This window comes from Cellulomonas sp. ICMP 17802, from assembly GCF_041295535.1.
GTDB lineage: Bacteria > Actinomycetota > Actinomycetes > Actinomycetales > Cellulomonadaceae > Cellulomonas.
In genome coordinates this window covers 355,688-368,847 of record NZ_JBGFQZ010000001.1, presented here as the reverse complement: position 1 = coordinate 368,847, position 13,160 = coordinate 355,688, and the positions used below count along the sequence as shown (strand labels likewise).

At 74.4% G+C, this 13,160-nt stretch carries 12 protein-coding genes; 5 read left to right on the top strand and 7 right to left on the bottom strand.

Annotated elements, in window-relative coordinates; all coding sequences use genetic code 11:
- The first annotated feature begins 10 nt into the window (after positions 1-10).
- The 3 genes from AB5970_RS01875 to AB5970_RS01865 are packed head-to-tail and all read left to right on the top strand — an operon-like array spanning position 11 to position 1,418.
- Positions 11-241 carry a PTS transporter subunit EIIB gene (locus AB5970_RS01875; protein ID WP_370502199.1) on the top strand — a complete coding sequence of 77 codons (231 nt, stop codon included), beginning with the start codon at positions 11-13 and terminating at the stop codon, positions 239-241.
- Entirely contained in the window at positions 241-702 is a 462-nt protein-coding gene (locus tag AB5970_RS01870) for a PTS sugar transporter subunit IIA (protein WP_370502198.1), read from the top strand. The genes AB5970_RS01875 and AB5970_RS01870 overlap by 1 nt, the downstream gene beginning before the upstream one ends.
- The gene (locus tag AB5970_RS01865; protein WP_370502197.1) at positions 693-1,418 is read left to right on the top strand and encodes a copper homeostasis protein CutC; all 726 of its coding nucleotides are present in this window, start codon (positions 693-695) and stop codon (positions 1,416-1,418) included. The genes AB5970_RS01870 and AB5970_RS01865 overlap by 10 nt, the downstream gene beginning before the upstream one ends.
- Positions 1,419-1,422: 4 nt before the next feature.
- On the opposite strand, the gene AB5970_RS01860 is transcribed toward AB5970_RS01865, so the two are convergent.
- From AB5970_RS01860 to AB5970_RS01835, 6 genes are all read right to left on the bottom strand, one after another.
- Positions 1,423-2,916 carry a DUF2252 domain-containing protein gene (locus AB5970_RS01860; protein WP_370502196.1) on the bottom strand — a complete coding sequence of 498 codons (1,494 nt, stop codon included), beginning with the start codon at positions 2,914-2,916 and terminating at the stop codon, positions 1,423-1,425.
- A 51-nt stretch (positions 2,917-2,967) separates the two neighbouring features.
- A complete protein-coding gene (locus tag AB5970_RS01855) occupies positions 2,968-3,555 on the bottom strand; it encodes a type II toxin-antitoxin system VapC family toxin (RefSeq protein WP_370502195.1) in 588 nt (195 codons plus the stop codon).
- 86 nt (positions 3,556-3,641) lie between these two features.
- Positions 3,642-4,253, bottom strand: a complete 612-nt coding sequence (locus AB5970_RS01850; RefSeq protein ID WP_055916480.1) for a GTP-binding protein — start codon at positions 4,251-4,253, stop codon at positions 3,642-3,644.
- A complete protein-coding gene (locus tag AB5970_RS01845; RefSeq protein WP_370502194.1) occupies positions 4,234-4,611 on the bottom strand; it encodes a DUF742 domain-containing protein in 378 nt (125 codons plus the stop codon). Before AB5970_RS01845 ends, AB5970_RS01850 begins: the two co-directional genes overlap by 20 nt.
- 21 nt (positions 4,612-4,632) lie before the next feature.
- Positions 4,633-5,082 carry a roadblock/LC7 domain-containing protein gene (locus tag AB5970_RS01840; RefSeq protein ID WP_028051268.1) on the bottom strand — a complete coding sequence of 150 codons (450 nt, stop codon included), beginning with the start codon at positions 5,080-5,082 and terminating at the stop codon, positions 4,633-4,635.
- 85 nt (positions 5,083-5,167) lie between these two features.
- Positions 5,168-9,928 (bottom strand): ATP-binding protein, encoded by a 4,761-nt coding sequence (locus AB5970_RS01835; RefSeq protein ID WP_370502193.1) that lies wholly within the window; start codon positions 9,926-9,928, stop codon positions 5,168-5,170.
- Between the two features lie 239 nt (positions 9,929-10,167).
- Here AB5970_RS01835 and AB5970_RS01830 point away from each other — a divergent pair, with 239 nt between their 5' ends.
- Complete coding sequence (locus AB5970_RS01830; RefSeq protein ID WP_370502192.1) at positions 10,168-11,148, top strand: NAD(P)H-quinone oxidoreductase; 981 nt, start codon at positions 10,168-10,170, stop codon at positions 11,146-11,148.
- A gap of 178 nt (positions 11,149-11,326) precedes the next feature.
- Here AB5970_RS01830 and AB5970_RS01825 read toward each other — a convergent pair whose 3' ends face one another.
- Positions 11,327-12,556: an AGE family epimerase/isomerase gene (locus tag AB5970_RS01825; RefSeq protein WP_370502191.1), complete on the bottom strand. Its 1,230-nt coding sequence runs from the start codon at positions 12,554-12,556 to the stop codon at positions 11,327-11,329.
- A gap of 66 nt (positions 12,557-12,622) precedes the next feature.
- Here AB5970_RS01825 and AB5970_RS01820 point away from each other — a divergent pair, with 66 nt between their 5' ends.
- Positions 12,623-13,159, top strand: coding sequence for a bacterial proteasome activator family protein (locus AB5970_RS01820; protein ID WP_370502190.1), 537 nt, complete (start codon positions 12,623-12,625; stop codon positions 13,157-13,159).
- The last annotated feature ends 1 nt before the right edge of the window (position 13,160 follow it).

Sequence of the window (13,160 nt, the reverse complement as noted above, 5' to 3'; positions counted from 1 at the left end):
GAGCACGGACATGACGAAGGCGGAGCAGATCCTCGCGGCGCTGGGCGGGGACGCGAACATCCTCGACCTCGAGCCCTGCATCACCCGGCTGCGGGTCGAGGTGGAGAACCCCTCGCTCGTCGACGAGCACGGCCTCAAGGCCGCCGGCGCCATCGCCGTCGTGCGCTCCGGCGTCGCCGTGCAGGTGATCGTCGGGCCGGAGGCGGACACGCTGGCCTCCGACATCGAGGACCTGCGCTGATGGGCACGCTCACCGTCCTCGCGCCCGTCGCCGGGCAGGTGCTCGGCCTCGGTGAGGTGCCCGACCCGGTGTTCTCCGCCGAGCTGGTGGGTCCGGGCCTGGCTCTCGACCCCGAGCACGCGGTCCGGTCCGAGGTCATCGCCCCGATCGCCGGCACGATCCTCAAGCTCCACCCGCACGCGTTCGTGGTCCAGCACGACGACGGCCGCGCGGTGCTGGTGCACCTCGGCATCGACACCGTCGAGCTGGGCGGATCGGGCTTCACGCTGCACACCTCCGAGGGGGCCACCGTGACCGCCGGTCAGGTCGTGGTGACCTGGGACCCGGAGGCCGTGGCGTCGGGCGGGCGGTCACCGGTGTGCCCCGTGGTCGGCCTCGAGGCGCCCGCCGACGCCGTGACCCGCCTGGCCAGCCCGGGCGACACCGTCGCCGCGGGCGAGCCGCTGCTCCTGTGGGCGTGACGCTGCTCGAGATCGCCGTCCAGGACGTCTCCGGCGCGGCGGTCGCCGGGGGGCTGGGCGCCGACCGGCTGGAGCTGTGCGCCGCGCTCGCCGCGACCGGCGGGATCACGCCGTCGATCGGCCTGCTCGACGCCGTGCTCGCCGCCACCCCCGCCGCGGTCGGCGTGCACGTGCTGGTGCGCCCCCGCGCGGGGTCGTTCGTCTACTCCGCCGACGAGCTCGACGTGCAGGTCAGGGACGTGCGGTCGGCCGTCCGGGCCGGGGCCGCCGGGGTCGTGCTCGGCGCGCTCACCCCGGCCGGGGCCGTCGACGGCCCCGCCGTCACGAGGCTGGTCGAGGCCGCCGACGGGCGCGAGGTCACGTTCCACCGCGCCCTGGACACCGTCGACAGGCTCGGGCCCGCCCTCGACGCGCTCGTGTCCGCGGGCGTCGTCCGCGTCCTCACGTCCGGCGGCGCCGCCCGCAGCATCGACGGCGTGGACCGGCTCGCGGCGACCGTCGCCCTCGCCGCCGGCCGGCTGCAGGTCATGGCCGGTGGCGGCGTGCTGCCCGCCCACATCCCGGCGCTGGTGGCGGCCGGGGTCGACGCCGTGCACCTGTCCGCCAGCCGGCACGTGGCCCAGGACGGCGGCCCCGGGGGCGGGGGCGGCGCCGGGTACACGACGACCGACCCCGCGCTGGTGGCGGAGGCGGTCGCGGCGCTCGGCGGGCGCTGACCGCTCAGACCCCCTGGATCGCCTCGAGGCGTCCCGAGCCCACGGCCGCGACCAGGGCCGCGTGGTCCCTCTCGGTCCGGTCCGCGTACGCGGACGCGAAGGACGCGAACGCCTCGTCGGCCGCCTTGCCGCTGCCCAGGTACGCGGCGATCGCCACGCGGTCGCCCGAGCGGGCGTGCGCGCGCGCCAGCGTCCACGCGCACAGCGCCCCGTAGTCGCGCATGCCGGCGGGCAGCATGGTCTCGATCACCGCGGAGCCCTTCCAGTCGCGCAGCTGGCGCACGTAGAAGTCGCGCGTGACGCCGTCGATGCCGTGGCTCCGCTGCCACCCGAGCATCGAGTCGCTGGCCGCCTGCATCAGCCGCTGGCCCTCGACCACCCGCTGCCCGGCCTGCGTGTACTCGCTGGCGCCGAGGAACTGCTCGAGGACCGACGCCTGCGCCTCCTTGGCCTGCAGGATCAGCAGGTCGCCGTCGTCGATCCCCTCCAGCAGCAGGATCCACGCCCGGGTGCCCACGCTGCCGACGCCGACCACCTTGCGGGCCATGTCGATCACGCGGTACTGACCCACCAGGTGCCGGCGGTCCGGCTGCAGGCTGGACTGGTACGCGCGGACCAGCTCGGACATGCCCTCGGTGAACCGGGCCGCCTCGGGGGCGCCGAGCAGCTCGGCCAGGGTGGTCACCAGGGGCGGGTCCGAGCGGAAGCGTCGCTGGCCGTCCACCACCGTCGTCAGCTTGGCCACCGACTGCAGGTGGTCGTGCGAGCGCGCCTTGCGGACGGAGGACTCGGTCCGCTTCACCTGGGTCTTGCCGTAACTCCCGCTGTACTTCTTCATGAAGTCGTCGACGTCCAGGCGCGCGTACCAGACCTCGAGGTTCGGCTTGGTGGCGAAGTCGCGGATCGTCGTGCGGTATTCCTTCGCCACGCCCTGCACCAGCCGGCGGCGCTCCTTGCCCTCGATGCCGTTGCCGCGCGCCGCGATCTCGACGCTGGCCAGCAGGCGCTTCACGTCCCACTCGAACGGTCCGGGAAGCGTCTCGTCGAAGTCGTTCAGGTCGAACAGCAACCGGCGCTCGGGGGTGCCGTAGAGGCCGAAGTTCGACAGGTGCGCGTCACCGCAGAGCTGCACGTCGAGGCCCGAGTCCGGCGTGGCGGCCAGGTCGGACGCCTGGATCAGCGCCGCGCCCCGGTAGAAGGTGAACGGCGTGGCCATCATGCGGCCGTACCGCAGCGGCACGAGCTCGGGCAGCCGCGTGCGCCCCTGCGCGACCAACAGGTCGATCGGGTCGGGCCGAGACTCCCCCGCGCCCACGTCGGCCAGGGCCTCGCGCGGCAGCAGCACCCGGGCCGCGGCACCGCGGGCCGCCCGCTCGTCGCGGGTCAGGTGCGTGACCGGATCGGCCGCTCGACGCCGGTGCGGCCGCAGCGGCGGTGCGGGCCCGATGGCCCCCGGGGCCAGGACTGCGTCGGTCGGTGCGCGGTCGATGTCCGTCACGTTCCGAAACTAGGCCGCCGACGCGCTGGGCGGAAGGGCTGGGGCGTCCGGCTAGCCCGCACGCTCCCACCAGCGCGTGGGCCACCCCGGCGAGACGACAGCCAGCCCGTGCAGCGCGGACACCTGCGCCAGCTGCACGTCGTACGTGGCGACGCTGGCGACGTCGGGGTGGGCCAGCGCGGCGCCGATGTGCAGGGCGATGAACGGGGGCAGCACGCCGGAGACCTTCGTGGCCGCGCGCAGCGTCTGGTCCGAGAAGCGGATGACCTCGACGCGCTCCTCGACGTCGTGGGCCACCCCGCTCGCCTCGACCCCGCGCGGCCGGGCCGCCCGCCGGAGCTCGGTGAGGCCGAGGGGCGTGGTGAGGAGCTCGGACTCGTGGTCCGCGGCCCACTCCAGCCACTGCTCGCGGCACGGGGCACCGTCGAGGTACCGGGAGAGCGCCGACCCGTCGGCGTAGACACGCTGGGTGCGCGGCGCCGCGGGGAGCGGCGGTCGGGAGGTCGTTCTTGCGGGCCGGGCCGGGGGCGCGTCGACCACCGGCTGCTCGTCGTCGCGCGCGGCCCGCGGCTGCGGCAGGACCGCACCCCCGTCGTCGCCACGCGGACGCGGCGGCGGGACGGAGGACGAGGCGGTCACGCCTCCATGATCCCCTACCGCGTCGGCCAACGACGGCGGCCGGCCCCCCTGCAGGGGCCGGCCGCGGTCGGGTGAGACCTCGAGGGTCACCGGCTGCGCAGACGCTCCATCGCGAGCTGCACGAGCGAGATGAGCGCCTGCTTCGTGGCCGCGCGCGACCGGGCGTCGGTGTAGAGCACCGGCACGTGCGCCGGGATGGCGAGCGCCTCGCGGACGTCGTCCAGCTGGTGCTTGGCGACGCCGTCGAAGCAGTTGACGCCGACGACGAACGGGATGCCGCGGCTCTCGAAGTAGTCCACGGCCGGGAAGCACTGGTCGAGCCGGTCGGTGTCGACCAGGACGACGGCACCGATGGCGCCGCGGACCAGGTCGTCCCACATGAACAGGAACCGGTCCTGGCCAGGGGTGCCGAACAGGTAGAGCCACAGCGACCCCGGCAGGGCGATGCGACCGAAGTCCATCGCCACCGTGGTGGTGGTCTTGCGGTCCGACACACCGCCGGCGTCGTCGACGCCGACCGAGTGCTCGGTCATCGCGGCCTCGGTGTTGAGAGGCTCGATGTCCGAGATGGAACCGATGAAGGTCGTCTTGCCGACGGCGAAGCCGCCTGCGACGACGATCTTGACGACGGTGGGTGCGACGCTCCCTGCCGTGCCCGCCGGAGCGGCCACAGCGGCGTCAGAGGGCGGAAATGCCATTGAGAACACTCTCCAGCACGCTGAGGGACAGGGCAGGTGACTCACCGGTGTTGACCTCGACCGGCTGTGAGGTGTGCACACGCACGAACTGCTGGTCGGCGAGGTCGGACACGAGGATCCGGATGACGCCGAGCGGCAGGTGGAGCAGAGCGGAGAGCTCAGCCACCGAGATGTAGTTGGACGCTGCGTGTTGCAGGATCGCCCGCTTCTCGGGCGGCAGACCCTGGCTCGTGACGGCGCCGGGCATCACCTCGACCAGAGCCTCGAGAGGCAGGTCGGAGCGCGCCGAGCGCACGCGGCCACCGGTCACGGCGTAGGGCCGGACCGTTCTGGCCTCGTACTCGATGTGCTCGCTCATTGATCAGTCTCTCTCCGTGGCTCAGGCCACCGGCGCGCGCGTGGCGCCGTCGACAGGGAGCTGACCCCGCATCTCGGAGATGAGCTGCGGCGTGAGGGTCGCCTCGGTACGAGAGACGAGCATCGCCATCTCGTAGCCGATGAGGCCCACGTCGCAGCTGGACTCCGCGACCACGGCGAGGACGGAGCCGTTCGAGACGCTCATGAGGAAGAGGAACAAGTTGTCCATCTCGATGATCGCCTGACGCACCTCCCCCGCACGGAGCTGGCGCGCGGCGCCACGGGTCAGGCTCGACATCCCGGAGACGATGGCCGCGAGCTGGTCGCCGCTGGTGCGGTCGAGCTGCTCGGACATCGCCATGAGAAGACCGTCCGCAGACACCACGAGTGTGTGGCGGGTGCCGGGCACGGTCCGGACGAAGTTGTCCAGGAGCCAGCCGAAGTTGGCTGCCTCGGTGCTGAGCGCGGTCACACTTCCTCCTTGCTGGTGCAGTCGGTGACTGCGGGGTCAGACGTCACCATGGTGGGGACGACGGTTGTGGGATCGAGGGCAGTCATCAGCTCACGCCGTTCTGGCCGGACGGGTCCTCCGTGGCACGACGGCCACGGGAGGTCCCGGACTGGAAGCTCGACAGACGCGACCGGAGCTGGTCCGCATCACGCTGCACGGGCTTCCCTTCGTCCTCGGCGACGGTCGTCGCCGGGACAGCTGTGGGGACTCGCTTGGTCAGGCGCTCCGCGTTGCCACCCGTCGCCGCCGGCCGGTAGGCCGAGAGCTGGGAGAGCTCGGAGAGTGCCTGCTCCTGGATGTCCGACCGGAGGGCGAGCATGGCCGCCACCTCGTCGTCGAGCGTGCCGATCCGAGGGGCGACCGACGGCGGCAGCGCGGGCTGCGGGACCGTCGACAGGGGGGCCGGGTTGCCACCGGGACGAGCGGCCCACTCGGGCGGCTGCCACGAGCCGGACGGCGCGGGCTCGAGCGGGGCCGGAGCCTTGGGCAGCTGCGCCGGCGCGGCCGGGGCCTGGGCCTGCGGTGCCGGCCACGCGGTCGACGCCATCCAGGACTGCGACGAGTCGGCACCGACGGGCGACTGCGGGGCCGCGGCCTCGGACGTCCACGCCGAGGTGCGCACGGGGGCGACCTGGCTGACGGGCTCCGGGGCGACGGGCGCCTGCGCGACGGGGGCCGCGGCGATCTCGGGAGCGGCCTCCTCACCCTTCTTCTTGCCGAACAGGCCCCACCGGCGACGCCCCTTGGCATCGTCCGACGGCGTCTGCACCAGCTGGGAGAACGGTGCCTCGGGCGCGGCCGGCGCCGCCGGAGCGGCAGCGGTGGGCGCCCACGCGGGGGCGGCGACCGGGTCGGGCGCGGCGAACGTGACCGGCGCCGGGTCGTAGACGGGTGCCTGCGGCGCGAACGCGACCGGCTCGGGCGTGACGGCGGCCACGGCCTCGATCGGCGTGAACAGCTGCGTCGGCTGCTCGACCGGGGCGCTCGGCGCCTGCAGCGCCGGCCACGCCGGGGCCTCGGCGACGGGGGCGGCCCAGAGGGGCGCCTCCTCCTGCGCGACGGGCTGCGGCTCGGGCTCGGGCTCGGGCTGCGGCTCGGGGGCGACCTCGGCCACGTACGCGGCCTCGTCCTCGGTCTCGTACTCGGGCTCCGGGTCGGGCTCGAGGTAGACGCGGCGGAACGTGAGACCGTCGACGACGGCCAGCTCCGGCTCCGGCTCGGGCTGCGGCTCGGGGGCGACCTCGGGCTCCGGGGCGACCTCGGCGGCAGGCTCGGCGACCTCGGCGACCTCAGCGGCCTCCGTGTCCCACTGCGGCGCCTGCCAGGTCGGCGGCTCCCAGGCGGGTGCCGGCCAGGCGGCGTCGTCGGCGACGGGCTCCGGCGTCTCCTGCTCCTCGACGGGGGCCGGCGCGGCCGGCTCCTCGACGGGGGCGGCGACCTCGGCGGCGGGCGCCGGGACGATCGGCATGGCACCCGTGTGCCAGGCGCGGGCCTCGTCGAGCGTGCGCTCGAACGGTGCGCTCGCGTCGGCGGCGGGGGCACCCCAGCCGGCGTAGCCGCTGTAGGAGGTGAAGCTCCGCACCGGCGCGGCGGGGGCCGCCACCTCGGCGGCGGGGGCCTCCGGCTCGGGCTCGGCAACCGGCTCGGCGACCGGCGCGGCGACGCGGGCGGTCAGGGCTGCGGGGGCCTGCTCAGCGACGACGGGCGCCTCCCAGGCGGGCTCGTCATCGACGATCGCCTGGTCCCACGCCTGGGCGTCGGACGCTGCGGGGCCCTCCCACGCGGGAGCCTCCTCGGCGACGGGCGCCTCCCAGGCCGGAGCCTGCGCGGCGACGGGCTCCCACGCGGGGCTCTCCTCGACCGGGGCGGCCCAGGCAGCGACCTCGGGGGCCTCCCACGCCGGGGTCTCCTCGGCGACGGGGGCAGCCGACGCCGTGGCGACGGGCTCCCACTCGGGGGCCTCCTCGGCGACCGGGGCGTCCCAGGCAGCGACCTCGGGGGCCTCCCACGCCGGGGTCTCCTCGGCGACGGGCGCCTCCCAGGCCTGAGCCTGCGCGGCGGGGGTGGCCCAGGCGGGCGTCTCCTCGGCGGCGGGCGCGTCCCAGGCCGGAGCCTCGGCGACGGGCTCCGCGGACTCCGGGGTGTCCCAGGCGGGCGTCGGCTCCCACGCGGGCGCCTCCTCCTGCTCCGGGGCGGCCTCGGCCTGCGCGGCGGCGGCCGCGGCGACGTTCTGCGCCTCGCGGTTCTCGGCCTCCTGCGCCTCCCACGTGTCCTCGTCGTCGACGAGCTGCGGGACGACCACGGGCTCGACCGGCGCCGCGTGCGCACCGCTCGACATCCAGGGGGCCCGGACCGCGTTGGACTGGGCCGGGGGCAGCGAGCGCTCGTCGTCGTCCGACGCGAGGGCCGGCACGACGAGGTTGGCGTCGGTGTCGGTGCTCGCGGCGGCCGCCTCGGTGCGGCCACGGAAGCCGGAGAACAGGCCGGCACGGGCGGCCGGGGCGGGCGCGGCGGCGGAGGCGGCGGGGGTCTGCTCCTCCGGCTTGGCCCAGGCCGACGTGGCGGCGCGGCTGCGGCTCGGCAGGCCACCCTTGAGCGGCGCGAGGGTCTCGGGCTTCCAGTCGGAGCCGGCGGCCTGGATCTCGGGCGCGATGTGGCCGTCGGGGGCCTCGGGCAGGACGAGGTTGTCCTCGTCGAACGTCTTCTTGGACCGCGAGGGCAGGCCGGTCGACTGCGCGAGCTCGGTGACCGGGATCGGGCCCACGGGCTCGTCTGAGCCGTCCTCACGACGACGACGGTGGGGCAGGCCGAGCGAGGTCTGGCCGTCGGTCAGGGCGGCGAGGTCGACCTCCTCGACCACCGGCGCCTCGATCTGGGGCAGGCCCGGGTCGTTGCGCGGCGCCGCGAGGGCGGCCGGCGCGCCGGAGCCGTACAGGGCGGTCTCGTTGGCGACGAACAGCGTGGCGGGGAACTTGACGATGGTCTCGGTGCCCGTGCCGTGCGCGGCCTTGAGCAGCTTGACCTCGGCGCCGAGGCGCTGGGCGATGCGGCCGACGACGAAGAGGCCGAGGCGCTGGTTGCCCAGGGAGTCGCTGGCGGACGTCGAGATGATCTTCGCGTTCGCCGCCTCGAGCTCCTGGTCGCTCATGCCCAGGCCCTGGTCGAGCACGCGGACGACGACGAACTGGCCCGAGACGCCGGTGGTGACGATGACGGGCGTCTCCGGCTCGGAGAAGATCGTCGCGTTCTCGAGGAGCTCGGCGAGCATGTGCGCGGCACCCAGGGCGTTGAACCCGTGCATGTGCGGGTCGACCTGCAGGTCGAGCTCGACGCGGTCGTACTGCTCGATCTCCGAGGAGGCCGTGCGGACCACGTCGGACAGCGGCATGGCGTCGCGCAGGCGGCGGCCCGAGTCGATGCCGGCGAGGACGAGGAGGGACTCCGCGTTACGACGCATCCGGGTGGCGAGGTGGTCGAGGCGGAACAGGTTCGCCAGGGTGCTCGGGTCTTCCTCGGCACGCTCGAGGGAGTCGATGAACGACAGCTGGCGGTTGAGGAGCACCTGGTCGCGGCGGGCGACGTTGACGAACATCTCCGCGATCGAGCCACGCAGGGCGGCCTGCTCCTGGGCGACCGCGACGGTGGTCGAGTTCACCGAGTTGAACGCGGCAGCCAGCTGGCCGACCTCGTCGCGGGACGTCACGGGGATGGGCGCCAGCGTGATCTCCGGGCCCTCACCGGGCACGGCCACCTGCTCGACCAGTCGCGGCAGCTGCTCGCGGACGTCGGCGGCGGCCTTGGTCAGGCGGCGCAGCGGGACGACGATGCCTCGGGAGACGAGGAGGGCGAAGAAGAACGAGGCCACGACGGCCGCGATGACGATGCCGATGGTGATGAAGGCTCGGGCCTGCGCGTCGTCGGCGGCCTTGCTGGCGACGTCGTGCGCCGTTCCGAGGACGTCGGTGTTCAGCGCGGAGAGCGTGGTCAGCTGGTTCTGGATCTCCTCGACGTACCGCGCCGGGTCGACCTGCACCAGTCCGGCCGTGTTGCCCTGCTGGATCATGGCCCGCATCCGCGTGAAGCTGGACGTCGGGTCCTTGGACGGCATGGTCAGGCTGTCGATGCCGAGCGCGGTGACCGCGGCGTGGGCCCGGGTGCGGGCCAGCTCCACGGAGGCCGCCTGCGAGGCGTACCCGCGGACGGCGGCCGGCGAGGGCGAGCGGGGGTTGCTCAGGAGCGCGATGCCGTCGATCAGCTCGACCACGAGGCCGTCGGCCGTGGTGCCGATCTCGCGGTAGGTGGTGACGTACTGCGCCAGGTCACGGTTCTGGAGGCTGTTGGCCACCTGCTCCATGAGGCCGAGCTGGCCCTCGATGATCTGGGAGTAGTTGCGCTCGATCTGCGCTCGCTGGGCCTTGATGTCGACACCGGTACGGACGGCCGGCAGCAGGGTGTTGTGCGCCAGCTGGACCTCGACGAACTGGTCGACGACGGGCTTGGGGAACTGGCTCAGGTCCAGCTTCGCCGTGATCGGCCGCACGGCCGCCAACGCCTTGTCGGTCTCGGCGCGCGCGGCAGCGATCTGGTCGGGCGCGCCGCCGTTCAGCGAGAGGAGCCGCTCGGCCTGGAGCGAGCTGGCGACCGGGGCGTAGGCCTGCAGCGTGGTCACGACGCTGTCGGCCGCCTTGGCGTACCGCAGCTCGGAGAGGGCGTTCCACGAGATGTACCCGCCGGCTGCGAGCAGCACGATCATGGGGACGGCGAGGACAGCCATCACTTTGGCGCGGATGCCGAGCCGTCGCAGCATGTCGTTCCCTTCCGTCTTCCGACAACAGGCGTCTCCGCCAGGTCGTACCGGTCGTGCCCTCAGGTCGAACGACCCACGAGGTGTCCCGTTGCCCTTCATCGGCTCTTGGACGACGGACCATTAGCCCGCGGCAGAGTTTGCCATGGACCTCACCCACTGGGATACGGCGACATGACACCCCTTTCGGGTGTCGTGTGCTAGCAGCGGAGCGCGGGTCGTGCGGGGGTTACTGTGCGGACGTGCGTGCGGTCGTGATCACGAAGCCGGGCGATCCGGACGTCCTCGCCGTCCGCGAGGTGGCCGAACCCGCCCCCGGACCGCTGGACCTGATCGTCGAGGTGTCGGCGGCCGGAGTCAACAGGGCGGACCTGCTCCAGCGCGCCGGCAGCTATCCCCCGCCGCCCGGTGCTCCCGCCTGGCCGGGGCTCGAGGTGTCCGGCACGGTGGTCGCGCGCGGAGACGGGCTCGGTCCCGACGACCTCGGGCCGGGCGACCGGGTGGCGGCGCTGCTGGCCGGCGGCGGCTACGCCGAGCGGGTCGCCGTGCCGGCTGCGCTCGCGCTCCGGATCCCCGAGGGGCTGCCCCTGGTCGACGCCGCGGCGCTGCCCGAGGCGCTGGCCACGGTCTGGTCGAACCTGCGCGCCGCCCGCCTGTCCCCGGGCGAGACCCTGCTCGTGCGCGGCGGGTCCGGCGGGGTCGGGTCGGTGGCGGTCCAGCTCGGCCACGCGCTCGGCGTCCGCGTCGTGGCGACCGCCGGCGGACCGCAGCGCACCGCCCGGGTCCGGGCGCTCGGCGCCGACGTCGCCCTCGACCACCGCGAGCCCGACCTGGTCGCCCGCGTGCTGGAGGCCACCGACGGACGCGGGGTCGACGTCGTGCTCGACGTGCTGGGCGCGGGCGCCCTGGCCGACAACCTCGCCGTGCTCGCCGACGACGGCCGCCTCGTGGTCATCGGCATGCAGCAGGGCCGCCGGGGCGAGCTCGACCTCTCGGTGCTGCTGTCCAAGCGGGCGAGCATCGTCGGCACCATGCTGCGATCGCGTCCCCTCCACCAGAAGGTCGCGATCATGGACGGCGTGCGCCGGCACGTGTGGCCCTTCGTCGCCGACGGCTCGGTGCGGCCGGTCGTGCACGCGCGCCTGCCGTTCGACCGCGCCGCCGACGCCCACCGCCTGCTGGAGACCGGCGAGGCCTTCGGCAAGGTCCTCCTGCTCCCCTGACGTCCGCACGTTCGAGCGCCGGAGCGACCTGATGCGCGGACGCTGCGGTTGGCGGAAGCTAGCGTCCGCACATTCGAGCGTCCGGGCGACACGATGTGCGGACGCTGCGGGTGGCAGGAGCTAGCGTCCGCAGATTCGATCGTCCGGGCGATCCGAGGTGCGGACGCCGCAGGGGCCGTCAGTCGAGGAGGCCAGCCGCGAGGGCCGGGGCGATCACCGGGGTGAGGGGCAGGCGCGGGATCAGGGTCGCCTGCACCGCGTGGTAGAGGTCGGCCTTGCCGGCCCACACGGTGCGGGACACCTCGTTGTCGGTGCCGAGCTCGTGCCACCACGACCCGCCCACCCGGTCGAGCACGTGCGCGCCGATGTACTCCCACCACTGGGTGTAGGCGTCGTCGAACCGGTCCTCGCCGGTCGCGGCGTGCAGGGCCGCGGCGGCGGCGACGGCCTCGGCGGCCACCCAGTGCATGCGCTCGCGCACCACGGGCGCGCCGGACCAGTCGACGGTGTAGACGAAGCCGGGGGCGCCGTCGACGTCCCACCCCTCGCGGACGGCGGCGTCGAAGAGCGCGACCGCGTCCTCGAGCATCCAGGCGGGCGCGACGTCGCCGCGGGCCGTGATCGCCGCGCGGGCGTGCAGGGTCAGCCGGGCCCACTCGAGCCAGTGGCCGATGGTCGCGCCGTACGGCCGGAACGGGTGCGCCGGCGTGTCCACGTTGTACTCGAGGTCCGCCACCCAGTCGGCGTCGAAGTGCTCGGGGATGCGCCACGCGTTGCCCGCGGCCCAGCCGTGCACGACGCGCTCGACGATCCGCACCGCGCGGTCCAGCCAGACGCGCTGCCCGGTGACGTCGGCGGCCGCGAGGTAGGCCTCGACCGTGTGCATGTTCGCGTTGACGCCGCGGTAGCCGTCGAGCGTGCTGAACGTCCGGTCCCACTGCTCGACCGCCATGCCGGCCTCGTCGTCCCAGAACCAGCGCGTGGAGACGGCCAGCGCGTCGTCCAGCAGCTCCCGGGCGCCGGGCCGGCCGGCAGCCGTCGCGCTCGACGCCGCCAGGATCACGAACGCGTGCGGGTACGCGGCCTTGTCGGTGTCGCGCGGGGTGCCGTCGCGCTCGACCTCGGCGAACCAGCCGCCGTGCTCGCCGTCGTGGAAGGCACCGGCGAGCGCCGCGAGCCCGTGGTCCACCAGCGCCGCCGAGCCCGGCCGGCCCAGCAGGTGTCCCAGGGAGTAGACGTGCGTCATGCGGCACGCGATCCACAGCTCGAGCGGACCGTCGACGGCGGCTCCGGCCTCGTCCTGGCGGGCGAACCCCCCGGGGACCACCGACGCCCGTCCGAAGTCGAGCAGCCGGTCGGTCTCGTCCTCGAGCCACCGGGCATGAGCGGGTGTGGTGAGCCAGGCCATGGCGCCCACCCTACTGACGCGCCCGGACCCGCTGCGCTCGGGCCCGGAGTCGGTGAGAATGCCCGGGTGACCGACAACGACGCGCAGGACGCCCCGACCCCCGACGAGCCGCGCGTGGTCGTGCTCGACCCCGGCACCCCGGGCGGCACGCCCGAGGACGACGAGCCCGAGGACATCACCTCGCTGGTGGGTCAGCCCGCCAAGGTCATGCGCATCGGCACCATGATCAAGCAGCTTCTCGACGAGGTCCGCAGCGCGCCGCTGGACGACGCCGCCCGCGCGCGCCTGGCGGAGATCCACGAGCGGTCGCTGCACGAGCTCGAGGAGGGCCTGTCCCCCGAGCTCGTCGCCGAGCTGCACCGCATCACGCTGCCGTTCGTCGAGGACCAGGCCCCGTCGGACGCGGAGCTGCGGATCGCGCAGGCTCAGCTGGTCGGGTGGCTCGAGGGGTTGTTCCACGGCATCCAGACCGCGCTGGTGGCCCAGCAGATGGCCGCGCAGTCGCAGCTGTCCGGGATGCGCCGCCAGCTCCCCGCGGGGCCGGTGCCGGGCCTGCAGGCGGACCCGAACAACCCCAACCCGTCCACCGGGCAGTACCTATAGC

Coding starts and splice junctions, on each gene's coding strand:
- AB5970_RS01845 (WP_370502194.1), bottom strand. CDS start 4,611: ATGAGCGAGCACATCGAGTACGAGGCCAGAACGGTCCGGCCCTACGCC.
- AB5970_RS01850 (WP_055916480.1), bottom strand. CDS start 4,253: ATGGCATTTCCGCCCTCTGACGCCGCTGTGGCCGCTCCGGCGGGCACG.
- AB5970_RS01870 (WP_370502198.1), top strand. CDS start 241: ATGGGCACGCTCACCGTCCTCGCGCCCGTCGCCGGGCAGGTGCTCGGC.
- AB5970_RS01875 (WP_370502199.1), top strand. CDS start 11: ATGACGAAGGCGGAGCAGATCCTCGCGGCGCTGGGCGGGGACGCGAAC.
- AB5970_RS01825 (WP_370502191.1), bottom strand. CDS start 12,556: ATGGCCTGGCTCACCACACCCGCTCATGCCCGGTGGCTCGAGGACGAG.
- AB5970_RS01835 (WP_370502193.1), bottom strand. CDS start 9,928: ATGCTGCGACGGCTCGGCATCCGCGCCAAAGTGATGGCTGTCCTCGCC.